Origin of the sequence: Streptomyces sp. NPDC047000, assembly GCF_040644295.1 — a bacterium.
Classification (GTDB): domain Bacteria; phylum Actinomycetota; class Actinomycetes; order Streptomycetales; family Streptomycetaceae; genus Streptomyces.
The window spans coordinates 1-25,190 of sequence record NZ_JBEYWE010000027.1; the positions used below are offsets into that span (position 1 = coordinate 1).

26 protein-coding genes and 1 pseudogene are annotated in these 25,190 nt (G+C 71.4%); 12 read left to right on the forward strand and 15 right to left on the reverse strand.

All coding sequences use genetic code 11. The features are described from left to right. Positions 1–543 precede the first annotated feature (543 nt). The 4 genes and pseudogenes from ABZ862_RS30775 to ABZ862_RS30790 all read right to left on the reverse strand — a co-directional run bounded on the left by ABZ862_RS30775 (position 544) and on the right by ABZ862_RS30790 (position 4,216). Positions 544–918, reverse strand: a complete 375-nt coding sequence (locus tag ABZ862_RS30775; protein WP_360965151.1) for a MazG-like family protein — start codon at positions 916–918, stop codon at positions 544–546. 45 nt (positions 919–963) lie between these two features. Continuing rightward, positions 964–1,515: a DoxX family membrane protein gene (locus ABZ862_RS30780; protein ID WP_360965154.1), complete on the reverse strand. Its 552-nt coding sequence runs from the start codon at positions 1,513–1,515 to the stop codon at positions 964–966. Positions 1,516–1,882: 367 nt separating this feature from the next. Further along, positions 1,883–2,554 (reverse strand): annotated as a pseudogene (locus tag ABZ862_RS30785) (ABC transporter ATP-binding protein); the annotation flags it as partial. Positions 2,555–2,740: 186 nt separating this feature from the next. After that, entirely contained in the window at positions 2,741–4,216 is a 1,476-nt protein-coding gene (locus ABZ862_RS30790; protein WP_360965157.1) for an ABC transporter permease, read from the reverse strand. A gap of 200 nt (positions 4,217–4,416) precedes the next feature. Between ABZ862_RS30790 and ABZ862_RS30795 the strand changes: the two genes are divergently transcribed. After that, positions 4,417–5,727 carry a D-alanyl-D-alanine carboxypeptidase gene (locus ABZ862_RS30795; RefSeq protein WP_360965160.1) on the forward strand — a complete coding sequence of 437 codons (1,311 nt, stop codon included), beginning with the start codon at positions 4,417–4,419 and terminating at the stop codon, positions 5,725–5,727. Between the two features lie 225 nt (positions 5,728–5,952). Here the strand turns inward: ABZ862_RS30795 and ABZ862_RS30800 are convergent, their stop codons facing one another. Further along, the gene (locus tag ABZ862_RS30800) at positions 5,953–6,999 is read right to left on the reverse strand and encodes a Gfo/Idh/MocA family oxidoreductase (RefSeq protein WP_360965163.1); all 1,047 of its coding nucleotides are present in this window, start codon (positions 6,997–6,999) and stop codon (positions 5,953–5,955) included. A 111-nt stretch (positions 7,000–7,110) separates the two neighbouring features. On the opposite strand from ABZ862_RS30800, the gene ABZ862_RS30805 reads away from it, so the two are divergent. The 3 genes from ABZ862_RS30805 (at position 7,111) to ABZ862_RS30815 (ending at position 10,316) form a co-directional block, all read left to right on the forward strand. After that, complete coding sequence (locus ABZ862_RS30805) at positions 7,111–8,241, forward strand: serine hydrolase domain-containing protein (RefSeq protein WP_360965372.1); 1,131 nt, start codon at positions 7,111–7,113, stop codon at positions 8,239–8,241. A gap of 114 nt (positions 8,242–8,355) precedes the next feature. Next, positions 8,356–9,327 (forward strand): small ribosomal subunit Rsm22 family protein, encoded by a 972-nt coding sequence (locus ABZ862_RS30810; RefSeq protein WP_360965375.1) that lies wholly within the window; start codon positions 8,356–8,358, stop codon positions 9,325–9,327. A 251-nt stretch (positions 9,328–9,578) separates the two neighbouring features. Continuing rightward, on the forward strand, positions 9,579–10,316 hold the full coding sequence (locus ABZ862_RS30815) for a bifunctional DNA primase/polymerase (protein WP_360965166.1): 738 nt from the start codon (positions 9,579–9,581) through the stop codon (positions 10,314–10,316). Positions 10,317–10,344: 28 nt separating this feature from the next. Here the strand turns inward: ABZ862_RS30815 and ABZ862_RS30820 are convergent, their stop codons facing one another. The 4 genes from ABZ862_RS30820 to efeO form a co-directional block, all read right to left on the reverse strand. Further along, a complete protein-coding gene (locus tag ABZ862_RS30820; protein ID WP_360965169.1) occupies positions 10,345–11,415 on the reverse strand; it encodes a hypothetical protein in 1,071 nt (356 codons plus the stop codon). 114 nt (positions 11,416–11,529) lie between these two features. Further along, complete coding sequence (gene efeU / locus ABZ862_RS30825) at positions 11,530–12,393, reverse strand: iron uptake transporter permease EfeU (RefSeq protein ID WP_360965172.1); 864 nt, start codon at positions 12,391–12,393, stop codon at positions 11,530–11,532. Positions 12,394–12,396: 3 nt separating this feature from the next. Further along, the gene (gene efeB / locus ABZ862_RS30830) at positions 12,397–13,680 is read right to left on the reverse strand and encodes an iron uptake transporter deferrochelatase/peroxidase subunit (protein WP_360965175.1); all 1,284 of its coding nucleotides are present in this window, start codon (positions 13,678–13,680) and stop codon (positions 12,397–12,399) included. Between the two features lie 32 nt (positions 13,681–13,712). Continuing rightward, the gene (gene efeO / locus ABZ862_RS30835) at positions 13,713–14,849 is read right to left on the reverse strand and encodes an iron uptake system protein EfeO (RefSeq protein WP_360965178.1); all 1,137 of its coding nucleotides are present in this window, start codon (positions 14,847–14,849) and stop codon (positions 13,713–13,715) included. 322 nt (positions 14,850–15,171) lie between these two features. Here efeO and ABZ862_RS30840 point away from each other — a divergent pair, with 322 nt between their 5' ends. Next, positions 15,172–15,816: a PhzF family phenazine biosynthesis protein gene (locus ABZ862_RS30840; RefSeq protein ID WP_360965181.1), complete on the forward strand. Its 645-nt coding sequence runs from the start codon at positions 15,172–15,174 to the stop codon at positions 15,814–15,816. A 48-nt stretch (positions 15,817–15,864) separates the two neighbouring features. Here ABZ862_RS30840 and ABZ862_RS30845 read toward each other — a convergent pair whose 3' ends face one another. Together ABZ862_RS30845 and ABZ862_RS30850 are read right to left on the reverse strand one after the other, a co-directional pair. Then, positions 15,865–16,359 carry a hypothetical protein gene (locus ABZ862_RS30845; RefSeq protein ID WP_360965184.1) on the reverse strand — a complete coding sequence of 165 codons (495 nt, stop codon included), beginning with the start codon at positions 16,357–16,359 and terminating at the stop codon, positions 15,865–15,867. 10 nt (positions 16,360–16,369) lie between these two features. Further along, positions 16,370–16,513 (reverse strand): hypothetical protein, encoded by a 144-nt coding sequence (locus ABZ862_RS30850; protein ID WP_360965187.1) that lies wholly within the window; start codon positions 16,511–16,513, stop codon positions 16,370–16,372. Positions 16,514–16,905: 392 nt separating this feature from the next. Between ABZ862_RS30850 and ABZ862_RS30855 the strand changes: the two genes are divergently transcribed. Next, positions 16,906–17,853 carry a TIGR01777 family oxidoreductase gene (locus tag ABZ862_RS30855; protein ID WP_360965190.1) on the forward strand — a complete coding sequence of 316 codons (948 nt, stop codon included), beginning with the start codon at positions 16,906–16,908 and terminating at the stop codon, positions 17,851–17,853. A gap of 85 nt (positions 17,854–17,938) precedes the next feature. Here ABZ862_RS30855 and ABZ862_RS30860 read toward each other — a convergent pair whose 3' ends face one another. Both ABZ862_RS30860 and ABZ862_RS30865 read right to left on the reverse strand, forming a co-directional pair. Beyond that, the gene (locus ABZ862_RS30860; protein ID WP_360965193.1) at positions 17,939–19,492 is read right to left on the reverse strand and encodes an alpha/beta hydrolase; all 1,554 of its coding nucleotides are present in this window, start codon (positions 19,490–19,492) and stop codon (positions 17,939–17,941) included. Positions 19,493–19,776: 284 nt separating this feature from the next. After that, positions 19,777–20,355 carry a hypothetical protein gene (locus ABZ862_RS30865; protein ID WP_360965196.1) on the reverse strand — a complete coding sequence of 193 codons (579 nt, stop codon included), beginning with the start codon at positions 20,353–20,355 and terminating at the stop codon, positions 19,777–19,779. 80 nt (positions 20,356–20,435) lie between these two features. Between ABZ862_RS30865 and ABZ862_RS30870 the strand changes: the two genes are divergently transcribed. The 3 genes from ABZ862_RS30870 (at position 20,436) to ABZ862_RS30880 (ending at position 21,720) form a co-directional block, all read left to right on the forward strand. Next, positions 20,436–20,672: a hypothetical protein gene (locus ABZ862_RS30870; protein WP_360965199.1), complete on the forward strand. Its 237-nt coding sequence runs from the start codon at positions 20,436–20,438 to the stop codon at positions 20,670–20,672. Between the two features lie 338 nt (positions 20,673–21,010). After that, the gene (locus tag ABZ862_RS30875; protein WP_360965202.1) at positions 21,011–21,277 is read left to right on the forward strand and encodes a hypothetical protein; all 267 of its coding nucleotides are present in this window, start codon (positions 21,011–21,013) and stop codon (positions 21,275–21,277) included. Next, the gene (locus ABZ862_RS30880) at positions 21,274–21,720 is read left to right on the forward strand and encodes a hypothetical protein (protein ID WP_360965205.1); all 447 of its coding nucleotides are present in this window, start codon (positions 21,274–21,276) and stop codon (positions 21,718–21,720) included. The genes ABZ862_RS30875 and ABZ862_RS30880 overlap by 4 nt, the downstream gene beginning before the upstream one ends. 270 nt (positions 21,721–21,990) lie before the next feature. On the opposite strand, the gene map is transcribed toward ABZ862_RS30880, so the two are convergent. Continuing rightward, entirely contained in the window at positions 21,991–22,848 is an 858-nt protein-coding gene (gene map, locus ABZ862_RS30885; protein WP_360965208.1) for a type I methionyl aminopeptidase, read from the reverse strand. Between the two features lie 58 nt (positions 22,849–22,906). Between map and ABZ862_RS30890 the strand changes: the two genes are divergently transcribed. From ABZ862_RS30890 to ABZ862_RS30900, 3 genes are all read left to right on the forward strand, one after another. Beyond that, the gene (locus tag ABZ862_RS30890) at positions 22,907–23,140 is read left to right on the forward strand and encodes a hypothetical protein (RefSeq protein WP_360965211.1); all 234 of its coding nucleotides are present in this window, start codon (positions 22,907–22,909) and stop codon (positions 23,138–23,140) included. A 121-nt stretch (positions 23,141–23,261) separates the two neighbouring features. Then, on the forward strand, positions 23,262–23,981 hold the full coding sequence (gene npdG / locus ABZ862_RS30895; RefSeq protein ID WP_360965214.1) for an NADPH-dependent F420 reductase: 720 nt from the start codon (positions 23,262–23,264) through the stop codon (positions 23,979–23,981). Positions 23,982–24,006: 25 nt separating this feature from the next. Further along, positions 24,007–24,240 (forward strand): hypothetical protein, encoded by a 234-nt coding sequence (locus tag ABZ862_RS30900; RefSeq protein WP_360965217.1) that lies wholly within the window; start codon positions 24,007–24,009, stop codon positions 24,238–24,240. Between the two features lie 38 nt (positions 24,241–24,278). Here the strand turns inward: ABZ862_RS30900 and ABZ862_RS30905 are convergent, their stop codons facing one another. Then, a complete protein-coding gene (locus ABZ862_RS30905) occupies positions 24,279–25,079 on the reverse strand; it encodes a site-2 protease family protein (RefSeq protein ID WP_360965220.1) in 801 nt (266 codons plus the stop codon). Positions 25,080–25,190 lie beyond the last annotated feature (111 nt).

Sequence of the window (25,190 nt, forward strand, 5' to 3'; positions counted from 1 at the left end):
CCTCCCCGCCGGATACCCGGGAACCGGGGGCTCTGTCGGTGGCCGGTCGTAGAGTGGGCGTGATCACCTGCGGGCGGTCCGGTACCGGGCGCCGGACAGGGCCTGGTCGGCCGACGCCGGCCGTCTCGGCGGCGCCCTGCGCCGCCTGCCGTATCGGACGACGGCCGCCCAGCGATTCAACGCCTGTACCTGGGGAGACGAGGGAAGCTTCGGCACGGTCTTCCTGCCCGACTCGGGTTAGGACCGAGAGACTGCGGCGGATATCACCCGAGCGGTACGGGAGGCGGTCCTGCACAAGGGGACCGCCCCGGACTCCGTCTGAGCCTGTCGGACACGGACCTCGGACATGGGCGTCCGGTACCCGACTTGATCAGCACGCTGTCTTATGACGGAGGCAGCATCAAAACAAGGCTGCGCCTGGCGCAGCAACCCCTATGGCCGCCTTGCAGGAATCCGGGGCGGCCGTAGTTGTTTCTTCATCCTGCCTACGCGGCCGGGGGGTGGGTGAGCTCCGGGACCGGTACCGGACGACCACGGGGAAGCTCACGCGGACCGTGCCGCCACCCTCGCCAGGTGCGTCATGAACACCTCCCTGGTGTCCGGGGTCAGGGTGCGCAGGGCGATCAGGGCCGTGATCACGACGTCGCACAGTTCGGACTCCACGTCCTGCCAGGTGTGGGTGACGCCCTTGCGGGGGTTCTGGCCGGTCGCGCCGATCACCGCCTGGGCGACTTCGCCGACCTCCTCGGAGAGCTTCAGCATGCGCAGGAGCAGGGCTTCTGCCGGGCCCCGGCTGTCGGGGCCGCGGTGGGTCTCCAGCCACTGCCACAGCCCGTCCACGGTGGTCCAGAGGTCGGCCGGTGCGGCCGTGGCCGCGGCGGTGCCGTCGACGTCGTCGGTGTCGCTCGGATCGGTCATGGCGGCAGCCTGCCACGGGCGGACCCGCGCCAGGCCGCGGACCGGTCAGCGGACCTCCTCGAACAAGGCCTCCTGCCTGCCCTCCCGCTCCCGTGCCAGCCGCCGGTTGCGCGTGCCCACGACGACCGCCGTCGCCGCGCCCGTCACCGCCAGCGCCGCCGGAACCATCCAGCCGCGGTCGACGACATGGCCCAGCGCGTGGTCGAGGGAGAGCCGGCCGGGGCCCGCCACGGCGAGACCGGTGGCCGCCAGGCCCAGGCTCGCCGCGTACTCGTAGCCGCCCTCCTGGGCGAAGAAGCCCCTCGGCGCGTGCACCGCCGCCGCGCCCGCCATGGCCCCCGCCGCGGCCGCACCCGCCGCCGGGGTCGCCAGGCCCAGCAGGAGCAGGGCGCCGCCGCCCGCCTCCGCCAGCCCCGCCGTCCCCGCGCTCACCCGGCCGGGCCGGTAGCCCATGGACTCCATCGCCTTGCCGGTCCCCTCGATACCGCCCCCGCCGAACCAGCCGAACAGCTTCTGCGCCCCGTGCGCCACCAGCACGCCGCCCGTCCCCAGCCGGAGCAGCAGCAGACCCAGGTCTCGTCGGTCGTGATCGGTCACCTTGACTCCCTGAGCGGACAGCGAACAGCGGACAGTGGACGGCGGCCGGCGCGGCAGCAGACTCGTCCTCAACCGTCCCACCCCGCGCCTCACCCCGCACCCCGGCCCGCCCCGCCGAGGCCGACGCCGACGCCGGTGCGGCGTATGCGCGAAAGGGCCGCTCACCGCCGGGCAACCGGCCGAGGCCGGCCGGGTACGCGAGCGGTGAGCGGCCCAGGGTGCCGCCGGGGTGCGGTCAGTAGCCCTGCGGTGCGCCGAACTGCTGGGGTACGAAGCCCTGTTGCCCGGTCGCGTAGGGCTGCTGCGGAGCGGAGTACGCCGCACCCGCGCCCACGCCCGCAGCCGCCCCCGTGCTCGCGGCCGTGCCCTGCTCGCTCAGCGTGATCCGGCCGGCCTTGATGGTGGCCAGGCGCGGGGCGCGGCGGGCGATGGACGAGTCGTGGGTGACGATGACGAAGGTCAGGCCGTACTCGTGCCACAGGCCCTCCAGCAGGCCCATGATGTCGTCGCGGGTGCCCTCGTCGAGGTTGCCCGTGGGCTCGTCGGCCAGCAGCACCTTGGGCTTCTTGACCAGGGCCCGCGCGATCGCGACGCGCTGCTGCTGGCCGCCGGACATCTCCGACGGCACATGCTTCAGCCGCTCCCCGAGGCCCACCGAACGCAGTGCCTCCGCCGCACGTTCGCGGCGCTCGGCGGGCTTGACGCCCAGCGGGACCAGGGCCGTCTCGACGTTCTCCTGCGCGGTGAGCGTCGGGATCAGGTTGAACGCCTGGAAGATGATCCCGATCTTCTCGGCACGCATCCTGGTCAGCTTGGCCTCGCTGATCGCGGCCAGGTTCACGCCGTCCAGTTCGACACTGCCCTCGGTCGGGCGGTCGAGGCCGCCGATCATCTGCAGCAGGGTCGACTTGCCGCCGCCGGTCGGGCCCTGGATGACGAGCTGGTCACCGTCCTCGATGGCCAGGTCGACGCCGCGCAGCGCCTCGATGGTCTCCTTGCCCCGCGTGTAGCGCTTGGTGACGCCGGTCAGTCTGTACATGGGTGCTCCAGAGGATGAAGGAAGAGGGGAAGCGGAGGGGAGACGGGGAGAAGCAGGGAGTGGGGCGCCGCGTCCCGGGGGGAGTGGAGGCGGCGCCCCCGATCGAGGGCCCCCGCACAAGGGATGTGCCGGACCGGGGATGTGCCGGACGGGGGACCGGGTCGTACCGGACCGGGGACCGGGTCGTTACGACACGCTGCGCAGCGCGTCCGCCGGGCGCATCCGCGACGCGCGCCAGCCGCCCATCGCCCCGGCGATCAGGCCGCCGGTGACCGCGAGGCCCACCGCCAGGGCGATCGTGGTCGCCGAGACCGGCGCGGTCAGCGCGATCTGCAGGGTGTTGGCCGCGGACTGCTGCCCGGGGCCGCCGCCGGGGCCGCCGCCCATGCCGCCACCGCCGGAGTTGCCGAGCTGCGCGGTCAGGGTCGGGCTGATCATGGTGACCGTGTAGGCGGCCGCCAGGCCCAGGGCGATGCCGAGGACGCCGCCGAGCAGACCGTTCACGATGGACTCGCCGACGACCTGACGGGTCACCTTGCGGCTCGGCCAGCCCAGCGCCTTCAGCGTGCCGAACTCACGGACCCGGCGCGACACCGCCGACGACGTCAGCAGCGCGGCCACCAGGAACGCCGCGGCCAGCACCGCGATGGACAGCCACTTGCCCACGCTGCTCGCGAGGTTGGAGGCCGTGGACAGCGAACCCGACACGGTGGACGCCAGATCGGCGGACGTGGTGACCGTCGTACCGGAGATGTTGGCCTGGATCTGCTTCTTCACGGCCGAGATCTGCTGGGAGTCGGACGCCTTGACGTAGATCGTGGTGACCTCGTTCTTCGCGTCGCCCAGCGACTGCGCCTGCTTCAGCGGCAGGTAGACGTCGGTGGTGGACTCGCTGCTGCTGGGAGTGGCGATGCCGATGACCGTGAACTTGGTGCCGGAGACCTTGAAGGTCGAACCGACCTTGTACTTCTTGGTCTTGGCGTACGACTTGCCGACCACCGCGACCTTGCTGTTCGTCTGGGACGAGGTGAAGGTCTTGCCGGAGGTGACCTCCATGGTGGACAGCGGGCCGAGGGCGAGGTTGGTGACGTCGACGCCGGCGACCGAGTAGCTGTTCACGTTGAAGTTGGCGCCGCCGCCCTGCACCTGGGGCTGGCCGGTGCTGCTGCCGCCGCCGGGAGCCTGGCCCTGGCCCTGCTGCCCGCCGGTGCCGCTGCTGCTCCCGCTTCCGCTGGAACTCTGTGCCTTGCCCTGGGTGAACGAGCCGTCGACCTTCGTGACGTTCAGCGACAGGGCGCCGACCGCGTTCGCCACGCCCTTCTGCGCGGAGACCTTCGCGACCAGCGAGGACTTCAGGACCTGACCGCCCTGCGTCATCACCCGGTCCGAGCTCTGCGACGTCTTGCTGCTCGACTTGGCGTCGAACTTGAAGTTCGGGCCCTGCGAGCTGTTGGACGTCGGGGCGGACCGGGCCTTGGTGACCGTCATGTCGGTGCCGAGGCCGTAGAGCGATTTCAGGACCTTGCCCTGAGCCTGAGTCATGCCGGCCGACACCGAGTTGACGGTGATGACCAGCGCGATACCGAGCGCCAGACCCAGTGCGATGACCAGGGCCGCCTTCTTGCGGCGGCCCAGCTCGCGCTTGAGATAGATGCCAAACATCCCGTTCCTCGAAGGTTCTTGGCGCCCGCTGTGGGCGCGGCCACAAACTATGGAGAAACCTTTGAGTCGGCCTGAGTAAAGGATGTGTCAGAGCTGAGAAAACGGGGTAGGAGATGACCTTTTCGTAAGACAGTCGATTCTTACCCTGTTGACGGCCTCCTGCCAGGAAACCCCTGTTGGATGCGGTGTACGGTCCCGGGATGCGTGATTCCTCTCCGCTCTCCCGGCGCGCCGTCCTGGGCCTCACGGCCGCCGCTCTCCCCGTCGCCTCGGCGACGGCCGTGACGGCCGTGACAGCCGTCGCCGTTCCCGCCGAGGCCGCCACCGCCTCCGTGATCGGCGGCGCCCGGCTCGCCCGCGGCGGGATCCAGGCGAGCGACACCGCCTCACTGCCCAAAAAACTCACCGCCCGCGCCTGGTTGGTCGCCGACCACGAGACCGGAGAGGTGCTCGCCGCCAGCAACGCGCACCGGCGCCTGGCCCCGGCGTCCACCCTGAAGATGCTGTTCGCCGACACGGTGCTGGGCAAGTTCGCGCGCACCGAGCGGCACACCGTCACCGACGCCGACCTCGCCGGGATCCCGGCCGGCTCCAGCCTCGTCGGCGTCAAGCCCGGCATCACCTACACCGTCGAGCAGCTGTGGCAGGGCGTGTTCCTTCGCTCCGGCAACGACGCCGTGCACGTCCTCGCGCATATGAACGGCGGCGTCGCCCACACCGTCGCCGAGATGCAGACCAAGGCCGCCGACCTCCAGGCCCTGGACACCCATGTGGTCAGTCCCGACGGCTTCGACCACGCCGGCCAGCTGTCGTCGGCGTACGACCTCACCCTCTTCGCCCGGCACGGGCTGCGCGACGACGACTTCAGGGCCTACTGCGCCACCAGGACCGCCGACTTCCCGGCCGGGAAGAAGAAGACCTTCCAGATCCAGAACACCGACCGGCTGCTGACCGGCTCCTGGGGACTGGACGTCTACGACGGGCTGATCGGCGTGAAGAACGGTTACACCAGCCACGCCGGCAACACCTTCACCGGCGCCGCCACCCGCGGCGGGCGCACCCTGCTGGTCACCGTGATGCACCCCGCCAGCGGCAGCAACGCCGTCTACGAGGAGACCGCCGCGCTGCTCGACTGGGGCTTCGGCAAGGGGAGTTCGGCACGGGCGGTGGGGACGCTGGTCACGCCGGTCAGCGAGGGCGGGGGCGCGGCGAGCCCGTCGGCCACGATGCGGGCTCCGCAGGGGGCGGCGGGAGCGGGCGCGTCCGGTGCGTCAGGCGGCGGTTCGTCCCCGGTACGGCTGCTGGCGGGGGCCGCGGGAACGGCGGCCCTGGTGGCGGGCGGCGCGTGGGCGCTGCGGAGGCGGAGGGGCGCGGGGGCGACGGGGACTGCGCGGGGCACGGCCACGGCCGACGTCGGTGAGGTGCGGGACGCGGCCGCCGGTGGCGCCGCACCGGCCCGGCAGTCCGAGTCCGGCGACGGGCGCCCGGGCCGGGGGCGGTCCACGGAGTGATGCGGGGAGTGGTGTGGCAGCCGTTCCACGTGCCGGTGCGTATCCCGCGGTCCCACGCGAGATCCACCCCCACCCGGCGCCGTGGAACGGCTGCCTCCTCCCCCCTCGGTGAGGTCTGCGGAAGCCCCGTGCTCCACCTGTGAAGCTCTGGTGCAGGAGAGTTGAGCATAAGCCCCCTATCGGGGGCAATAGCCCGGATGTTCACATTCCGTTTGTGCAGGTTGATTATTTGACGATTTCCGGCCGCGCTTCGTCCGGATACCGCACCCCGATACGCTCCCGGAGGCTGTCCAGCGTCCGCAGCACGGCCAGAGTGCCGTCGAGGGGGACGAGGGAGGACTCGGTCTCACCTGCCCGCAGCGCGCGCATGACCTCCCTCGCCTCGTGCCGGAAACTGGTGCGCGGGCCGTCGGCCGGGTCGGCGGTGAACTCCTCCGGGTCGCTGCCCGCGCGGTGCAGGACGAAGCGCTCGGGGTGGAAGAAGCCGCCCGGCAGGTCGATACGGCCGCGCGAACCGGTGACCGACGCCGTGGTCCCCGTACCGCCGGTTATGGAGCAGTGCAGGGTGGCGAGCGCGCCGCTCTCCCAGGACAGCAGCGCCCCGGTCTGGAGGTCGACGCCCTCCTCCGAGAGCACCGCCCGCGCCGTCACGTCCGCCGGTTCCCCCAGCAGCAGCTGGGCGAACGACACCGGATACACCCCCAGATCGAGCAGCGCGCCCCCGCCCTGCGCCGGGTCCCGCAGCCGGTGCGCGGGCGGGAACGGCCCCTCCAGGCCGAAGTCCGCCTGCACGGTGCGTACGTCGCCGATCGCCCCGTCCGCGACCAGCGCGGCGAGCCGCCGCACCATCGGGTTGCAGTACATCCACATCGCTTCCATCAGGAAGCTCCCGCGCTCCCGCGCCAGCGCGACCAGCTCCTCCGCCTGGCGCACGTTCAGCGTCAGCGGCTTCTCGCACAGCACGTTCCGCCCGGCCGCCAGACAGATCCCGGCCGCCGCCCGGTGCGCCGCGTGCGGCGTGGCGACGTACACGACATCGATGTCCTCGTCCGCCGCGAGGTCGTTCCAGTCGCCGTACGCCCGCCCGACCCCGAACCGGTCCGCGAACGCCCGCGCCGACGCCTCCGAACGCGACCCCACCGCCACGATCTCCGCGTCCGGCAGATCCACCAGATCCGCCGCGAACGCCGCCGCGATCCCGCCGGTCGCCAGGATCCCCCAGCGGACCTTCCGGTCGCCGGCCGGCTCAGTCAGACCCGTTCGCTCCGTCATAGCGGACCCCACCCCTTGCATCAGACCCTCGCCACTCTGTTCGAGCTGAGAGCATAGGTCCCGTGGCCGTCCGGGGCGGAACAGGAGCGGGACAGGAGAGGAGGAGGACAGCTGAGCACGCCGAGACTGCGCAACGACACGCCGGAGCGGGCCGGACTCGACCCCAAGGAGATCAGCGCACTGGTCACCGACTTCCGCGCCCTCACCGCCGGGGACCGCCCCTGGGCGGCGGGCGCCGTGGTGGTCGCCGGACGCGGACCGGTCATCGCCGTCGAGGAGGCGTCCGGGTACGCCGTCCGGTACGCGGCCTACGACGCCGAACACGACCGGGGCGTCGAACTGCCCGACGCCGAACGGGTCCCCGCGACCGTCACCACGCCCTTCGACCTCGCGTCCCTCACCAAGCTGTTCACCGCCGTCGCCGCCGTGCAGCAGATCGAACGCGGCACCCTCGGCATCGACACCCGCGTCGGCGACTGCCTGCCCGGCTTCCGCGCCGCCGCCCGGCACGGCATCACCGTACGGCAGCTGCTCACCCACACCTCCGGGCTGCGGCCCGAACTCCCGCTCCACGACTGCCCGGACGACACCGCCCGCCTCCAACTCCTGCGCACCGAACCGCCGACCGCGCCGCGCGGACGCTACCGCTACTCCGACCTCAACATGCTGCTGCTCCAGCACGTCCTGGAACGCGTCACCGGCCGCGGGCTCGACGACCTGATCCGCGACGGCATCACCCGGCCGCTCGGGATGACCGCCACCGGCTTCGGGCCGTGCGACGGGGCCGCCGCCACCGAGGACCAGCGACGGCCGTGGGCCAAGGCGGACCGCGGGATGCTGCGAGGCACCGTCCACGACGAGAACGCCTGGGCGCTGGGCGGGGTCGCCGGACACGCGGGACTGTTCGGCACCGGCCGCGACCTCGCCGTCTTCTGCCGCGCGCTGCTCGCCGGAGGCACGTACGGTCCCGCGCGCATCCTCGGCACGGACTTCGTGGGCCTGCTGCTCGCCGCGCCGGGGCTGGGGTTCGCGGTGGACCAGCCGTGGTTCATGGGGGAGCTGGCGGGGCCGCTGGCCGCGGGGCACACGGGGTTCACCGGCACGTCGGTCGTCCTCGACCGGGCCACGGACACGTTCCTGGTGCTGCTGGCCAACGTCGTGCATCCCCGGCGGCGACGACCCGACAGCGCTCCACGCGCCGCCCTGGCGACCCGGCTGGCACACGCCGTACGCGGCGCCTAGCGGCGCTTCGGCGCGTGTGACGCTGCGCGCGGTGCGTCGGCGGGCGCGGGTGCGCCGCCCGGCCGGCGGGGCTGAGAGAATCGGCGGGTGAACGTGTCCCGGGCTGCCGACGAGATGACCACCGCCACCCTGCGTGCCGCCCTGGACGGTGCGGTGGCCGGGCTGCCGGCCAGGCAGGTCGCGCAGGCGGTGGAACGGCTGATCGCCGCGTACCGGGGGGACACCCCCACCACCGCCCCCATCCTCCGCGACCGCGCCGACGTCGCCGCCTACGCCGCCTACCGGATGCCGGCCACGTTCGAGGCCGTCCGGGCCGCCCTCGCCGCGTTCGCCGCGACCGTACCCGGATGGGCACCCGCCGGCCATGTGGACGTCGGCGGCGGCACCGGCGCCGCCACCTGGGCGGTCAGCGCCACCTGGTCCGGGACCCGCCCGGTGACCGTGCTCGACTGGGCCGAGCCCGCCCTCGCCCTGGGCCGGGAACTAGCCGCCGCCCACCCCGCCCTCCGGGACGTCCGCTGGCAGCGCTCCCGCATCGGAGCCGCGCTCACCCTCGAGGACACCGACCTCGTCACGGTCTCCTACGTGCTCAACGAGCTCACCGGGCCCGACCGCGCCGCCCTCGTCGACGCCGCCGCGTCCGCCGCGCGGGCCGTCGTGATCGTCGAGGCGGGCACCCCCGCCGGATACGCCCGCGTCATCGAGGCCCGCGACCGCCTCGTCGCCGCGGGCTTCCGCGTCGCCGCGCCCTGCCCGCACAGCGCCGCCTGCCCCATCGAGCCCGGCCGGGACTGGTGCCACTTCTCGGCCCGCGTCAGCCGTTCCTCCCTGCACCGCCAGGTCAAGGGCGGCTCCCTCGGCCACGAGGACGAGAAGTTCAGCTACGTCGCCGCCACCCGCCTCCCGGCCGCCCTGACGGCTCCGGCCGCCGCCCGCGTCGTACGGCGCCCGCAGATCCGCAAGGGCCAGGTGCTGCTCGACCTGTGCGAGAGCGACGGACGGCTGGAGCGCCGCACGGTCACCAGACGCCACGGGGACCTCTACCGCACGGCACGCGACGCGGACTGGGGAGACCCCTGGGAGTGACGGGAGGCCGGGGGTTGACGGGAGGCCCGGGAACGACGGGACCGGCGTGACCGGCGGCCGACCCTGACGGCGAGACCTTCTGCCCCGTTATAAGCCGACATGACCCCTGATCCCGGCCCCCGGCCCGTCTCGCCCCACCTGCCCCGGATGTGGGCTCCGGTCACCGGGCGGGCGGGAAGGTGGGAGCATGGGGGGTGCTGTCCGTGAATCGGCGGGCGGCCACCGTGGCGATCGACGAGGCGAGGGGATAGATGAGCGCGACGTTCGGCGACCGAGGCGGCCGGCAGGGCAAGCTCTCCCAGTGGCTGCGTGGACGCCGGCCCAAAGTCGCCGCCGCCGACGACGGCGGACGGGAGGCGCTGCTGCTCGCCGTGGCCGCGGCCGGACTGCCGCTCGCCCCCGCCGCCCACCCCGAAGGCCCCCTCTGTTCCTGCGAGCGCGTCGGCTGTCCCACCCCCGCCCGGCACCCGGAGTCCTTCGCCTGGCAGACGCAGTCCACCACCGACCGCGCCCAGATCGAACGCTGGGCCCGCCACCAGCCGCAGGCCAACTTCATCACCGCGACCGGCATGACGCACGACGTCCTCGACGTACCCCTGGCCGCCGGGCACGAGGCGCTGGAGCGTCTCGAGTCCGCCGGGGTGGAGGTCGGTCCCGTCGCCGAGAGCGACGACGGACGCATGCTGTTCTTCACCCTCACCCGCGGCACCCCCGAGGACGAGGACGAGTGGTGGCCGTGCGAACTGGACTGCCATCCCGAGACCATGGAGGACCATCCCGGCCTGCGCTGGCACTGCCGGGGTTCCTACGTCCTCGTACCGCCGTCCCGGCTCCCCGGCGACGAGGGACAGGCCGTGCGCTGGGTACGCGGCCCCGAGCACGCCCTGCCCGACCCGCTGACCCTCCTGGAGACCCTCACCGACGCCTGCGCCCGCCACATCGGCGAGGAGTCCGACCAGCAGCCCGGAGCCTGGCCCCTGCGCCGCTGACGCCCGCGACGTCCACGACGTCCGCCCGTCACGACCCCTCGGCCGCCGTGAGTCCCTCGATGCGGCCCAGTACCGTCACCTTCGGGTCGGCGGCGCCCTTCGCCGGGTCCAGGGCGATCTCGTTGGAGACGAACGTCATCGTCAGCGACTGCTTGATGTCGCCCTTGGCCAGCGCCCGCACCGAGTCGCCGGGCGCGGGCACCGTGGTACCGGCCGCGGCGGTCTGCTTGGCGAAGTAACGCGTGGTGAAGAAGACGCACGCGCCGCCGTCCGCGGTGCGCAGCGCGAGGGGCGCGTAGTCGCCGTCGGTGAGCGGCTCGTCGATGTACTGCGTGGCCAGGCCCGGCCTGCTGGCGGCCTTCGCGCGCTGCGCGCGCCAGCCGTCGGTGTGCGCGCCGGACGCGAAGCCGTCGCCGCCCTGCTGCAGATACGTCGCGTAGTCCTTGCTCAGGTCCTGCGGCGGGACGGCCAGTGCCGTGGCGGCGGCGGGTACGGCCTCGGCCCAGCCGTCCTTGTCCTTCTTGAACTCGGGAACCTTGCCCGGCGCCACCAGCGTCAGATACGCCGCCTGCCAGGGCCGGTCCAGCGAGTCGCGGGTGAAGACCAGCAGCCAGCGCAGGTCGCCGCCCTTGTTGCCCTTGGCGTCGGCGAGGAACCAGCGCGGCCAGCCCGCCTTCGCGGGGATCGTGTACGTGGCGTCGGTCAGTGTGAGCGGGGTGTGCGAGGCGTTGCCGTCCGGACTGTTGAGGTGACCGGCCTTGAGGCGGGCGCCGTCGATGTCGGCGAGCGCGCCGGTGACATGAGCGGCGTCGAGCGAACTGTCGTACGCCTCATCGGCCTTGTTGTAGGCGGCGGTGAAGTCCCTCAGCGCCTGGGCGGCCTGGGCGCGGGTGGCGGCCGGAAGCACCTCGCGCTCGCCGTGCACCACCACGCAGCCGCTCGCGGTGAGCGAGAGCGCGGCGAACGAGACGGCGGCGAGGCGCGTGGTGCGGTGCGCGGCGTGGTGTGCGGTGTGGCGCGTCGTACGGCGTGCGGTGCGGCGCGTGGTGCGGCGTTGCCCGGATCCGCCGCCGAGAGCGCCGCGTTCCCTGGTGGTCATCAGGTCCTTCACCCTCCCCTTCCCGGAGGCGAACCCTACCGGGAAGAGACGGACGACAGGACCGCGGACCGGAGTTCGGGGCGCAGGGCCCGGGGCCCGGGATCCGGCCGGAGTTCAGACCTTGTCCCGCACCCCGACCGAGGGCCGCGCCGACCGGACCCCCGTGCGCCGGGCCACGAACCCGGCGGGCGCCAGGAACAGCGCCAGCGTCGGCACGAGATACGCCAGCCACACCACCGCCTGGAGCACGGTCGGGTCGGGCTGGAAGTTGAACACGCCCTTCAGTAGCGTCCCGTACCAGCTGTCCGGCGGGACGGTCCCGCTGATGTCGAAGGCGACGCTGGTCAGGCCGGGGATCCAGTCGGCCTCCTGGAGATCGTGGACGCCGTAGGCGAGGACGCCCGCCGCGACGACGACGAGCATGCCGCCGGTCCAGGTGAAGAACTTGGCGAGGTTGATCTTCAGGGCGCCCCGGTAGAACAGCCAGCCCAGGAACACGGCGGTGGCCAGGCCCAGGGCGACGCCGATCAGGGGGCGCGGGGTGCCGTCACCGGCCGCGTGGACCGACGCCCACACGAACAGCGCCGTCTCCAGGCCCTCCCGGCCGACGGCGAGGAACGCGGTGGCGACCAGGGCACCGGTGCCCATGGCGAGGGCGGCGTCGAGCTTGCCGTGCAGCTCCTTCTTCAGGTGCCGGGCGGTGCGCCGCATCCAGAACACCATCCACGTCACCAGGCCGACCGCGACGATGGACAGCGAACCGCCGAGGGCCTCCTGGGCCTGGAACGTCAGTTCCTGCGAACCGAATTCGAGGACGCAGCCGAAGACGAGGGCGATCGTCACCGCGATGGCGATGCCGATCCAGACGGGCCGCAGGGCGTCCCGGCGGCCCGTCTTGACCAGGTACGCGATGAGGATGCAGACGACCAGGCTGGCCTCGAGGCCCTCGCGCAGGCCGATCAGGTAGTTGGAGAACACGGACTACGCCTCCTCTGTCAGCAGCGTCCGGCCCCACCAGTCGTGCTGGTCGCGGACACCGGGCGGGACGGCGAAGACCGCCGAACCCACGTGCTGGATGTACTCGTTGAGCGCGTCGTGCGCCGCCAGCCTGCGCTGGAGCGGGATGAATCCCTTGCGCACGTCGCGCTGGTAGGCCAGGAAGAACAGGCCCGCGTCGAGACGGCCGAGGCCGTCGGTGCCGTCGGTGAAGGAGTAACCCCGGCGCAGGATGGTGACGCCGTCGTTGGAGTCGGGGTGCGCGAGCCGGACGTGCGCGTCGGGCTTCATCGCCTTCAGGAACGGCTCGTCGTGCTCCTTGGCCTTGCCGACGGGGGCACCCTCGCCCTTGTCGCGCCCGAACACGTCCTCCTGCTCCTGCAACGATGCGCGGTCCCAGGTCTCGACGGTCATCCGGATGCGCCGCGCGACGAGATACGACCCGCCGGCCATCCACGCCGCGCTCCCGCCGCCGTCCGACTCCCCGACCCAGACGTGCTTCTCCAGCCGGTCGGTCTCGGTGCCCGCGATGTTGCGCGTACCGTCCTTGAACCCCATGAGGTTGCGCGGGGTCTGCGCGTCGGGCGTCGTCGACGAGGTCTTGCCGAAGCCGAGCTGCGACCACCGGATGGCGACCTTGCCGAAGCCGATGCGGGCGAGGTTGCGGATCGCGTGCACGGCGACCTGCGGGTCGTCGGCGCAGGCCTGGACGCACAGGTCGCCGCCGGTACGGGTCCTGTCGAGGTTGTCGCCGGGGAAGGCGGGCAGCTCGACGAGGGCCTCGGGCCGCCGCCCGGCCAGCCCGAACTTCTCGAACAGCGACGGGCCGAACCCGATCGTCAGCGTCAGCCGCGACGGCTTCAGCCCCAGCGCCTCGCCGGTGTCGTCCGGCGGAGCCTCGGCGAGGCCGCCGTAGGCGCCCTCCCCGACCGCCAGGCCCCCGGTCATCCGGCGGGCCGCCGCCGTCCAGTCCTTCATCAGCCGCACGAACTCGGCGCGGTCGCCGGTCTTCACGTCGAACGCCGCGAAGTGCAGCCGGTCCTGCACGGGCGTGGCGATCCCGGCCTGATGGGCACCGTGGAAGGCGACCGCGCCGCCGCTCCCGTCGGCACCCGGGTCCGTACCGTCACCGGCGCGGGCCACCGCGACCGCGCCCCCGGCGGCAGCGGCCCCGAGCGCGAGCCCGGCCCCGCCCCAGCCGATCAGGGCGCGCCGGGAGGGCGCCGCGGCACGGTTCTCCGGGGCGGCCGGGGCTGTCGTGTCCGTCATCTGCCTGACGCTCCTGCCTGCTGGTTCCTGCGCTACTTCACGACCGCGGCGGCGAGCTTGGACAGCGGCTCCGCGAGGGCGTTGACGGCGTCGGAGAGGGACTTGCGGCCGTCGGCGCCGACCTTGTCGTAGGAGACGAAGTCGTACGAGGTCTTCTTCACCCGGTACGTGTCGAGCAGCGTGTCCAGCGCGGCGAACTGCTTGTCCAGCTCGGCGGTGAGCGCCGGGTCGTTCTCCTTCGCGACCGGCTTCAGCAGCTCGTAGGCCTTCTGGGCACCCTCCACGTTGGCCTTGAAGTCGACGAGGTCGGTGTGCGAGAACGTCTCCTCCTCGCCGGTGACCTTGCCGGTGGCGACCTCGTCGAGGAGTTCCTTCGCGCCGTTGGCCACGGAGGTCGGGGTGATCTCGGCCTTGCCGACCCGGCCCTCCCAGTCCTTGAGGTCGGCGACCAGCTGATCGGCGAGTGTCTTCTGCCCGGCGCCGATCTTCTTGTCCTTCCAGAGGGCCTTCTCCAGGGTGTGCCAGCCGGTCCACTTCTGCCCCGACTCGAGATCCGCCTCGCGCAGATCGACCTTCGGGTCGATGTCCCCGAACGACTCCGCGACCGGCTCGGTGCGCTCCCACCCGATCCGGGAGGGCGCGTACGCCGCCTTCGCCGCCGCCAGATCCCCGGCCTTGACCGCCTTCACGAAGGTCTCGACGGCGGGCAGCGTCCGCTCGGCCTCCGTCTCCACGTACGCCCGGTAGGCGGCGACGGCCTTGTCGAGCCGGGGATCACGCTTGGCGACACTGCCACCGGTCACCGTCAGCTTCTGCCGGATCCCGTGCCCCTTCATCCCCGGCCGGCAGGCGATCTCGTACGACCCCGCCTTCACCTCGGCGGTCAGCGTGTACTTGGTCCCGGGCCCGATGTTCTCCTTCTCGGAGACGATCCGGTCGTCCGGGAACAGGATCTCGACCTCGGTCGCCTTGGAACCGGTGTTCTCGATCTTCAGCGTGACGTGCCCGGCCGGCACGGACGCGGTGGACGTCGTGCACTTGGAGTCGGCGGCCGTGACCTGTATCGCGTCGGCGCCGGCGGCCTCGCTCTTCTGCGTGCAGCCGGTGACGGCGGTCAGAGCCACCGTGGTGACGGCGGCGGAGACGACGGTGAGTCGTGCGGCTCGCATACGGGCTCCAGAAGGGCGGTGTGGGGCGCGCGGACCTGCCTGGCGCCGATGTGGTGAGGCTTACCTAACTTATCTGAGGCTCACCTCACTGATACCCGTCCATTCCGTGATTCAGCTCTCATCTGCCGGTACACACGTCTCATCCACGGGTCCGCACGGAAGCTCGGCCCGCCACCCGTACGCGCCCCCGCACCCCCTGGCACCCCCTGTCGCTCTGGAGACCGCCCCATGGCCCCCATGGCCCCCACACCCCTCAAGTCGCGGCTGCCCTTGACCGCCGCCCGGGACGACCGGGCACCCCGGTCGATGCTTCAATGCCCCGGTGAGTGAGTACGACGTGCTGCGCGTCTTCTGCGCCCCCAACGGTGGCTACGGGAACGAACTCGGCGTGTTCCGCAACGGATCGCTGATACCCGACCCGGCCGAGCGGCAGGAACGCGCCGCGAAGCTGGGCTTCAGCGAGACCGTGTTCGTGGACGACCCGGAGCGCGGGGTCATCGACATCTACACCCCCACCGTGCGTCTCCCCTTCGCCGGCCACCCCTGCGTCGGCGCGGCATGGCTGCTGGACGTCCCGGAACTGGTCACCCCGGCCGGAGTCGTCGGGGCGCGCCTGGACGGCGAGTTCAGCTGGATAGAGGCGCTCCCGGAATGGGTCCCGCCCCGCACCCTGCGCCAGTACGCCACCCCGGCCGAGGTCGACACCCTGCCCGTCCCGCCGGCCGGCGAGTGGATCTACGCCTGGGCCTGGCAGGACGAGGCGGCGGGCCGCATCCGCGCCCGCGCCTTCCCCGGCCGCGGTGACGGCATCGAGGAGGACGAGGCCACCGGCGCGGCGGCCCTCCTCCTCACCGACCGCCTGGGCCGGGCCCTCAACATCACCCAGGGCACCGGCTCCCAACTCCTCACCGCCCCCCAGCCGCACGGGTGGGTGGAGGTCGGGGGACGGGTGTACCTGGAGCGCTGAGCCGCTCGGACGGAGGACCTCGGCCGAGAAAATCCCGTCGCGTCACGTTCATGAACCATGCCCCCTGCTCGAATCGAGGTACGGCTTACGGCCGGCCCGCTCTCCTGCCACGGCGGTGAGAACTCCACACGTGACAGCGGTCAGTCCGAGGACGGCTACCGCTGGGTTGACGTAGCCGGGCACGGACGATGAGGCGTACGCGCCTCCACTGTCGAGACGGCATTCGAAACGGATCGGTAGGTAACTGACCCGGTACCCGTCGACATGGCTCGCTTTGTCCAGTCCAGCGGCGCGGCACGGCCCCGGCGGGGAAGAATTGGTTCCCCCGTCTTCCGCCTGCATCACCGCGAGAGTGACGTGGAGCGTTCCCCACATGTACATGAAGATGGCAGCACCGCCGACGAGGAGTGCCGCCGGGCGCAACCACACCGCCCCCTCGATGCGCCCGGTTCTCCTGAACACCGCCATGAGCCCGCGAACGCCGAGGACCGCCGCGGTGATGAATCCTGCCAGCGATGCGATGAGCAGCACGAGAAACTGCATGACGACCTTCCTAGCTGCGGGAGATGGCGTTGTACTTCTCCATGGCCTGGTACACCCCCATCCGCATGCCGACGTCCGTCTCCGCCTCGGTACCGAACCCCTGGTACCTGCGGAGTACCTCGAAGATCTCAGTCTGCGTGTAGTCGACGCTCATGGACCGCAGCGGGGTTTCGTCGCGGTCCCCTCCCGGTTTGCCTTCAAAGTCCCCAGGTGAACCGAGGCCGTGGATCTACTGGGACGCCTGATCCGTGATCCCGCTGGAGGTGCGCAAGTGCCTGGACCCGGTGGGGCGGTTCGCACATGGCGCGTAGATATCTGAGCTTCTGGCGCGGTAAGTGCCCCGGCTGGGCAGGACGTGCGTCACCGCGCACGGCCGTGACGAGATCCGCCGCGTCATTGCCGTCACCGTGGGCGACCTCGACTTCCGACGTGCAGTGCAGATCGTGCGCCGCACGGCGAGGCCGGCTCGCATCGCGGACGCACCCCGGTTCTGAACGCGTTCGACTCTGGGTCCAGGCTCACCCCGAGACGGAGAAGGGGGAGCCGATGAAGATCGTGATTCCCGGGGGAACCGGACAGGTCGGCGCGGTCCTGCAGCGTGCGCTTCACGCCGTCGGCCACGAGGTCGTGATTCTGACCAGACATCCCGAGCGTGAGGGCGAGGTCCGCTGGGACGGCAAGACCCTGGGGCCATGGACGGCCTCGGTCGACGGCAGCGATGTCGTGATCAACCTGGCCGGACGCAGTGTGAGTTGCCGATACACGGCGGCCAACCTGCAGGACATGATGGACTCCCGGGACGACTCGACCCGGGGCGTGGGCGCAGCGATCGCGGGCGCTGCCCGACCGCCCCGGGTCTGGCTGCAGATGAGCACCGCCACGGTGTACGCGCACCGCTTCGACGCCCCTAACGACGAGGCCACCGGCGTGATCGGCGGCACCGAAGCGGGCGTCCCGGACTACTGGTCGTACAGCGTCGACATCGCCAAGGCATGGGAGCAGGCTCAGCAGCAGGCCGAAACGCCGGCCACCCGCAAGGTCGCCCTGCGCTCGGCCATGATGATGAGCCCGGACCCCGGCGGGGTCTTCGCCGTCCTCCTGGGACTGGCCCGCCTGGGTCTCGGCGGCCCGGTTGCCGGCGGAGCGCAGTACGTGTCGTGGATCCACGAACACGACTTCGTACGCGCGGTGGAGTTCCTGATGGGCCGGGAGGACATCACCGGGCCGGTGAACCTGGCTGCTCCCCATCCCCTGCCGCAGCGCGCGTTCATGCGCGCTCTGCGCTCCGCGTGGGGTGTGCCGGTAGGCCTCCCGGCGACCAGATGGATGGCCGAGGTCGGCGCGTTCGCTCTGCGTTCAGACACCGAACTGCTGCTGAAGAGCCGCCGCGTCGTCCCGGGCCGACTGACCCAGGCAGGCTTCGACTTTCTCTACCCCCGGTGGCCGCAGGCCGCCGGTGAACTGGTGAGCCGGGTGCGCAAACAGCCGGCTTGAAGATCGCGATCTACGGCTGGAGCACCAGGAGTCGTTGCCGACGCCCACGTTGTTGCCGAGGCCGCCCGGCGGATCCGTACGGGCCTCAGGACATGCTGCCCCGGCACACCGTTCCCGGGGCCGGGGTGCGGCCCGTGCGGAGGTAGTGGTCGACCGTCTCCGTGACACAGCGGTTCTGCGGATATGTGCCGTGACCCTCCTCCTCGGCCGTCAGGAGGACGCCGACGCCGTCGCCCAGGGCGCGGGCCATGCGGCGGGCACCGGGGTAGGGGGTGATCGGGTCGCCGGTGCCGCCGACCACCAGGACGGGGGCGGCGCCGGCAGCGTTCACCTGGAGCGTGGTGCGCTCGCCGTCGAACGGCCAGTCGTAGCAGAGGTAGACGCCGGTGGACCAGGCCGCGCCGAAGACGGGTGAGGCGGCTTCGACACGGGCCTCGTCCCGGTCGAGGCGTTCGAAGCCGGGGCGCAGGCTGGAGTCCGCGCAGGTGATCGCGATCAGGGCGGCGCGGCTGCTGTCGCGCGGGGTCGCCGCGCGGTCGGCGGAGCCGGTGTCGTCCGCGCCCTTGCTCAGCGGATGGCCGTCGTTGTGGTCGATCAGCGCGGTGAGGGCCTTGGCGAGCGGCGCCCAGCCGTCCGTGCCGCGACGGAGATGGTCGCTGACGGCGTACGCGACATCGTCGGCGTCGAGGGTCCTTCCGCCGCCGGCCGGGGCGGGCTTCTTCTTCAGCCGGTCGGCCAGGCGCGCCATGCGCCGCGCGGCCTCCTCGGGCCCGTCGCCGGTCGGGCAGCGGCGGATACGGGCCGCGCAATGTGCGGCGAACCGGTCGAACGCCGCCTGGACCGCCTTGACCTGCGACACCTGCTCCTCGTCGAGGTCCTCGGTCGGATCGACAGACGCTTCGAGGACGAGCCGTCCGACATGCGACGGGTACAGGTGGGCGTAGACCGCGCCGAGCGCCGTTCCGTACGAGACGCCGAAGTAGTGCAGCCGCTCGTCGCCGAGGAGGTAGCGCATCAGGTCGAGGTCGCGCGCGGTGTGCGAGGTGCCGACGTACGGGAGGAGCGCCCTGGAGTGCTCGGCGCAGGCATCGGCCCCGTCGTAGCCGGTGTCTTCCGCGGTCTTCCCGCATCGCACGGGGATGGTCGCGCCGACGCCGCGCGGGTCGAAGGAGACCAGGTCGTAGCGGTCGAGGAGCGGCTTGTACTGGTTGAGGCGTGCGGGCAGTCCGATCACGCCGGACACGCCGGGGCCGCCGAAGTTGAGGACGAGCGAGCCGATGCGTCGGGCGTTCGGGCCGGTGGCCTTGCGGCGGATCAGGGCGACGTCGATCGTCCTGCCGTCCGGTTTCCGGTAGTCGAGGGGGGCCTTCATGGTGGCGCAGTCGTAGCCGGTACGCGCGGTGGGCGGCGAGGTGCAACTGGACCAGTGGAGGTGCTGGCCGGTAGTGATCGCGGTGGGCAGACCGGCGGGCGGGTTGGTCGCGGTCAACTCCGTACGCGGCTCCGCACTCCGGCCGGGAGGGTCGTGCTGGAGCCAGGCACCGACGGCCCCGATCACGGCGAGGACGACCCCCGAGACGATGCGCGCGCCGACCGAGAGGCCCGGTCCACGGCTCCGTACCGGATGTGCGCCGCTCATCGAAATCCCCGCGCTCCCGCCCCTGGACGCCCGCCCCGTGCCCGCCCGCACCCGTGATCGCCCGGTCCTCGAATGCGTGCAGGATACAAGCTACCTCCGACAGCACGGCCGGACGCCGGCGTGCGAGGTCCGGGGCCGAGGTCGGAACCTCAGGAGAACCTCCTGCGACGACCGATGACGACAGAAGCCCACGGGCCCTGAACCAGTGAGCGCCGTGGGCTTCTTCAGACGCGCTGGTCGGCCGGAGGGCTGATCAGCGGGCCGACAATTTTCCACCGCGCGCGTCAGGGGAGGTTGTAGGTGACCACGGCGCGGGCCGGGAAGCGGAAGTCGTCGTCGACCGTGAGAGAGCGCTCGACCATGACGTTGACGCTGGAACCGGTGGCGCTTGTGGAGTGGTAGATCCAGACGGGGCCCCGCAGAGGGGAGCCGCACAGACCATCCGGGAGATCGATCTCATCGTCGCCGTCGGCTTTGGTGCCGTACTTCTTGTCGAACAGGGGTTCGTCATCCGGGAGGATGCCCGCGCGGTGGAGGTAGTCCGGTATCTGGCCGCTCATGAAGGTGACCTCGGCGCTGCCGTTCCGGGTGAAGTAGTGGATGTCGGAGGCGCCGGCTGGGATCGATGCGCCCCCGGCGCGGATCACGCCTGGCAACCGCATGTCGCTTCCCTCGCATGCTCGGACGTCGCCGAAGGGGTGGAACAGTTCATCCTGGAACAGCCAGACGATCCCTCCGGCCAGCACTGCCAGGACGATTACGACGACCCCCAGGCACGACACCATGCGCCACCGTCCGGTCCTGCCGTCAGGCGCACCGCTCACGTTCTCCGGAAACGGCGTCCCTTCCGACTCCTCGTCCACCCGGTCCCCGCGCCTGGTCTCTGAACCGGCTCTCCAGGAATCATTCACGAACGCCCCCTACGCCTTGATCGGCTGACCCTATGGCCACCGATCCGAGCGAGTACGACAAGGCTATGCCGATAGTGGCGGCCCATCTGGCGAAGGTCGAGCGGGCAGTCAGCCGGATCCGTTCCTCTCATGCCGGACAGTCGTACACGAAGGTTCGGCAGGCTCTCCTCGAAACACTGCAGCATGAAGACACCCAACGAGTCGTACCGCAGGTCGTTGACGAGTTCGCCCGGCGGATCTCCGAGGAGCCGGAACAACTCCCGTTCTGACATCCACACCTGGCATCAATGACGGTGGACAACAGCAGCCCCGAGCGGCCGACAACAACCTCCCATCCCGCGAGTCCCAGTGCTGTGAGACCCCGTTGATCGAACTCCTGAAGCGGGTGTCGCAGGTTCGAATCCTGCCAGGGGCACCAGGTAAAACGGCCCGGACCGACCATGGTCCGGGCCGTTTGACGGCAGCCGTCTCTCGGCCGACCGCCCCCGTCGACTACGGAATGCTGTGGCTCATCGGCCCCCCTTGCGCCGACCGCAGGCATCCTCGGTACGTTCACTCCGCCAACGGACCGGAAGCCGCACGACACAGAGCCTGGCATACTCGAAGTATGGCAACCCGGAAGATCACCATCACCCTGCCGGAAGATCTGGTCGAGTCGATCAAGGAACGCGTCGACGCCCGAGGCGTGTCCGCGTACATTGCGGCCGCTGCTGCCCACCAGGACGAGATGGACCGCCTGCGCGAACTGGCCGACCGCCTCGAGGACGAGTACGGCCCCGTGACGGACGACGAGCAGCAGGCTGCGCTGGACCGCCTCGCCGCGATCGACGACTGGCACGACGCAAGGCAGTCACGGTCGGACGAGGCCGCATGAACCATGGTCGCCGCACGACGTCGCACCGGCCGCGACAGCGTGTCTTCGTCTTCGACTGTGAAGCTCTCTCCAAGGCCGTTCACGGCGACCGCGAGATGGTCGCTCTCATAAGGACGGCTCCGCGGCTCGATATCCCGGTCATCACCTCCGCGCTCACGACCTTGGAGGCATGGGACCCGCGCGAGGGCGCGAGACAGGCGCTGTGGAACTGGACGCTGTCGCGCGTCCGCATCGTCCACACGGACGATCGAGTGATCTCCACGGCACGGGACCTGCTCAGGACCGCCGGCCTGCACGGACACAAGTACGCCATCGACGCCGTCCTCGCGGCCGTGGCCGCACGCGAAGCCGCGCAGGGGGCCCAGGCAACCGTCTTCACCTCCGACACCGACGACATGACCCAGCTCCTCGCAGGCCACTCCGTGCGCATCGAGAAGGTCTGACCGCGTCGGCCCCGGACCGTCGACGTCAAGGAAAAGAAAGGGACGCTCCGTCATGCTTGTCACGGCGGCACGGTAGCCCCGTGTGGGAGGGGAGCGGCTCCCTCGTTGCTGGGCCGTCCCTGGCCGTCCGACGCCGCTCGACAGTGGCCGATGACGACCGACGACGACCATCAGGCGCATGGGCCCACTGTCCCTCAGCAGCGAAAGCGCAGGTCACCAAGATCCCCGGCAACACCCAGGGCAAGAACACGGGTGCCGCCGCCGGGACGGTCACGGAAGTGTCAGGATGTCCGCTCCCGATTCCGTGACCGCCAGGGTGTGTTCGAACTGGGCTGTGCGTTTGCGGTCCTTGGTGACCACGGTCCAGCCGTCGTCCCACAGGTCGTACTCGTGGGTGCCCAGGGTCAGCATCGGTTCGATGGTGAAGGTCATGCCGGGCTGGATGAGTGTCGTGGCGTGGGGGCTGTCGTAGTGGGGGACGATCAGGCCCGAGTGGAAGGACGTGTTGATGCCGTGGCCGGTGAAGTCGCGGACCACGCCGTAGCCGAAGCGTTTCGCGTACGACTCGATCACCCGGCCGATGATGTTGATCTGGCGGCCGGGTCTCACCGCCTTGATCGCCCGGGCCAGGGCCTCGCGGGTGCGTTCCACCAGCAGGCGGGACTCCTCGTCGACTTCACCCACCAGGTACGTCGCGTTGTTGTCGCCGTGCACCCCGCCGATGTACGCCGTCACGTCCAGGTTGACGATGTCGCCGTCCTTCAGCACCGTCGAGTCCGGGATGCCGTGGCAGATCACCTCGTTGACGGACGTGCACAGGGACTTGGGGAAGCCCCGGTAGCCGAGGGTGGAGGGGTAGGCGCCGTGGTCGCACATATAGGCGTGCGCCACCCTGTCCAGCTCGTCCGTCGTCACGCCGGGAGCGATGATCTTCGCCGCCTCCGCCATCGCCCGCGCCGCGATCCGGCCCGCCGTCCGCATCGCCTCGATCGTCTCCGGCGTCTGCACCTCCGGGCCGGTGTACGGCGTGGGTGCGGGCTTGCCGACGTACTCGGGGCGGCGGATGTTCCCCGGTACCTGACGGATGGGGGACAGTTCCCCGGGCACGAGCAGCGACTGGCCTGACATGTCAGCGAGTCTAACCAGCGGCCGTGGGGGAACATGTCGTTGGCGAGAGGAGCTGGTCATGGCCCTGTTCAAGAAGCGGACGGCCGGGAAGCCCGGTGAGTGGTTCTACTGCCTGGAGCACAAGAAGGTCGAGGAGGGGCCGGAGTGTCCCGCCAAGGACCGCTTCGGGCCCTACGCCTCCCCCGAGGAGGCCCGGCACGCCATGGAGACCGCCCGCGAGCGCAACGTCGAGTGGGAGAACGACCCCCGGTGGCACGACACCCCTGCGGGGGGCGGCGACAGCGAGGGCTGATCAGGGGACGGGCAGAGGCCGGGGACGGGGCGGAGGCGGGGCCCGTCGGGTATCACCGTCCGCTGCCGCTCCGTGACGTGGCTCACCCGGGCGTCGCGCGCCACGGCCGTACAGTCGGCCCATGACGTCTACCGACAGCGAGAGCGCCGAAGGCGCGCAGAAGGCACCCGCCAAGGACCCCTGGGACCTGCCCGACGTCTCCGGGCTGGTCGTCGGGGTGCTCGGCGGGACGGGGCCGCAGGGCAAGGGCCTCGCCTACCGGCTCGCCCGCGCCGGACAGAAAGTGATCATCGGCTCGCGTGTCGCCGAACGCGCCCGGGCCGCCGCCGACGAGCTCGGCCACGGCATCGAGGGCCACGACAACGCCGAGACCGCGCGCCGCAGCGACCTCGTCATCGTCGCCGTGCCCTGGGACGGCCACGGCAAGACCCTTGAGGCGCTGCGCGAGGAACTCGACGGCAAGCTCGTCGTCGACTGCGTCAACCCGCTCGGCTTCGACAAGAAGGGTGCCTACGCCATCAAGCCCGACGAGGGCAGCGCCGCAGAGCAGGCCGCCGCCCTGCTGCCCGGCTCGCGCGTCACCGCCGCCTTCCACCATCTCTCCGCCGTGCTGCTCCAGGACCCGGAGATCGAGCAGATCGACACCGATGTGATGGTGCTCGGCGAGGAACGGGCCGACGTCGAGACCGTGCAGGCGCTCGCCGGGCGGATCCCCGGCATGCGCGGCGTCTTCGCGGGGCGGCTGCGCAACGCCCACCAGGTCGAGTCGCTGGTCGCCAACCTGATCTCCGTCAACCGCCGCTACAAGGCACACGCCGGGCTCCGCGTCACCGACGTATGACCCGGTGATCCGCGTCGCGGCCGCCATGGGGGACACTGGTCGGTACCGGTGTCCCCCGGCGCACTCTCCCCGACAGGAGCCGACCGTGATGCCCCGCCTCGCCCTCTACGCCCTCTCCGTCTGCCTGCTCTCCGTGGCCGCGGCGGTCGTGTCCTTCGTGCAGGGCAGCTGGCCGGTGGGCATCGTGTGGGTGCTGCTCGCCGGGGTGTCGTCCAACATGGCCTGGTACTACGCCAGGCGCGGCCGCACCGCCCGCTGACGCCCGCATTTCCGCCGGCGCCCGTACCGGGCGGGGGCTCAGCCCGCCGCCCGGCAGAACTCGTTCGTGCCCTGCCAGAAGCGGTACATCTCCTGGCCGCAGTACTGGTCGAACGCGTCGATGCCGAGCCCGCGCAGGACCGCGTCGACCACGTCGAAGAACTGCGCGTTGACCGACGGGACCCACAGCAGCGCGAACACGAACATGAGACCGAACGGCGCGAACGGCTCCACCTGCCGCTTCACCTGGTACGACAGCCACGGCTCCAGCACCCCGTACCCGTCCAGCCCCGGCACCGGCAGGAAGTTCAGGATCGCCGCCGTCACCTGGAGCAGGGCGAGGAAGGCCAGGGCGAAGCGGAAGTCCGCCGGGACGCCGTCCAGTGCGTGCAGCCAGAACGGCGCCGTGCACACCGCCGCGAACAGCACGTTCGTCAGCGGGCCCGCCGCCGAGATCAGGCTGTGCCGCCAGCGGCCCCGGATCCGGCTCCGGTCGATGAACACCGCGCCGCCGGGCAGACCGATCCCGCCCATGATCACGAACAGCAGCGGCAGCACGATGCTCAGCACCGCGTGCGTGTACTTCACCGGGTTGAGCGTGAGATAGCCCTTCGCGCCGACCGTGATGTCGCCGCTGTGCAGGGCGGTGCGCGCGTGCGCGTACTCGTGCAGACAGAGGCTGACCACCCACGCCGCCGTCACGAACAGGAACACCGCGACACCCGGCTGCGCGGCGAACCCGGTCCAGGTGGCCCAGCCCGTGACGGCGGTGACGGCCAGGATGCCCAGGAAGACGGGGCTGATCCGCCGGTCGCTGTGGCGGGAGGCTGCGGTGACCATGCGAGGGGCTCCTGGGGTTACGGGGATCCGTGCGTTCCGGGGGATACTGAGGTCCGGCCGGGGCCGACGACCCCGACCGTACAGGGCCTACGAGAACAACGTCCCGTGACC

Bases quoted from the DNA above. Each gene is read 5' to 3' on its own strand.
- ABZ862_RS30775 (WP_360965151.1), bottom strand. From the start codon at position 918: ATGACCGATCCGAGCGACACCGACGACGTCGACGGCACCGCCGCGGCC.
- ABZ862_RS30790 (WP_360965157.1), bottom strand. From the start codon at position 4,216: ATGTTTGGCATCTATCTCAAGCGCGAGCTGGGCCGCCGCAAGAAGGCG.
- ABZ862_RS30795 (WP_360965160.1), top strand. From the start codon at position 4,417: ATGCGTGATTCCTCTCCGCTCTCCCGGCGCGCCGTCCTGGGCCTCACG.
- ABZ862_RS30800 (WP_360965163.1), bottom strand. From the start codon at position 6,999: ATGACGGAGCGAACGGGTCTGACTGAGCCGGCCGGCGACCGGAAGGTC.
- ABZ862_RS30810 (WP_360965375.1), top strand. From the start codon at position 8,356: ATGACCACCGCCACCCTGCGTGCCGCCCTGGACGGTGCGGTGGCCGGG.
- ABZ862_RS30815 (WP_360965166.1), top strand. From the start codon at position 9,579: ATGAGCGCGACGTTCGGCGACCGAGGCGGCCGGCAGGGCAAGCTCTCC.
- ABZ862_RS30820 (WP_360965169.1), bottom strand. From the start codon at position 11,415: ATGACCACCAGGGAACGCGGCGCTCTCGGCGGCGGATCCGGGCAACGC.
- efeB (WP_360965175.1), bottom strand. From the start codon at position 13,680: ATGACGGACACGACAGCCCCGGCCGCCCCGGAGAACCGTGCCGCGGCG.
- efeO (WP_360965178.1), bottom strand. From the start codon at position 14,849: ATGCGAGCCGCACGACTCACCGTCGTCTCCGCCGCCGTCACCACGGTG.
- ABZ862_RS30845 (WP_360965184.1), bottom strand. From the start codon at position 16,359: ATGCAGTTTCTCGTGCTGCTCATCGCATCGCTGGCAGGATTCATCACC.
- ABZ862_RS30850 (WP_360965187.1), bottom strand. From the start codon at position 16,513: ATGAGCGTCGACTACACGCAGACTGAGATCTTCGAGGTACTCCGCAGG.
- ABZ862_RS30855 (WP_360965190.1), top strand. From the start codon at position 16,906: ATGAAGATCGTGATTCCCGGGGGAACCGGACAGGTCGGCGCGGTCCTG.
- ABZ862_RS30860 (WP_360965193.1), bottom strand. From the start codon at position 19,492: ATGAGCGGCGCACATCCGGTACGGAGCCGTGGACCGGGCCTCTCGGTC.
- ABZ862_RS30870 (WP_360965199.1), top strand. From the start codon at position 20,436: ATGGCCACCGATCCGAGCGAGTACGACAAGGCTATGCCGATAGTGGCG.
- ABZ862_RS30875 (WP_360965202.1), top strand. From the start codon at position 21,011: ATGGCAACCCGGAAGATCACCATCACCCTGCCGGAAGATCTGGTCGAG.
- ABZ862_RS30880 (WP_360965205.1), top strand. From the start codon at position 21,274: ATGAACCATGGTCGCCGCACGACGTCGCACCGGCCGCGACAGCGTGTC.
- map (WP_360965208.1), bottom strand. From the start codon at position 22,848: ATGTCAGGCCAGTCGCTGCTCGTGCCCGGGGAACTGTCCCCCATCCGT.
- ABZ862_RS30890 (WP_360965211.1), top strand. From the start codon at position 22,907: ATGGCCCTGTTCAAGAAGCGGACGGCCGGGAAGCCCGGTGAGTGGTTC.
- npdG (WP_360965214.1), top strand. From the start codon at position 23,262: ATGACGTCTACCGACAGCGAGAGCGCCGAAGGCGCGCAGAAGGCACCC.
- ABZ862_RS30900 (WP_360965217.1), top strand. From the start codon at position 24,007: ATGGGGGACACTGGTCGGTACCGGTGTCCCCCGGCGCACTCTCCCCGA.
- ABZ862_RS30905 (WP_360965220.1), bottom strand. From the start codon at position 25,079: ATGGTCACCGCAGCCTCCCGCCACAGCGACCGGCGGATCAGCCCCGTC.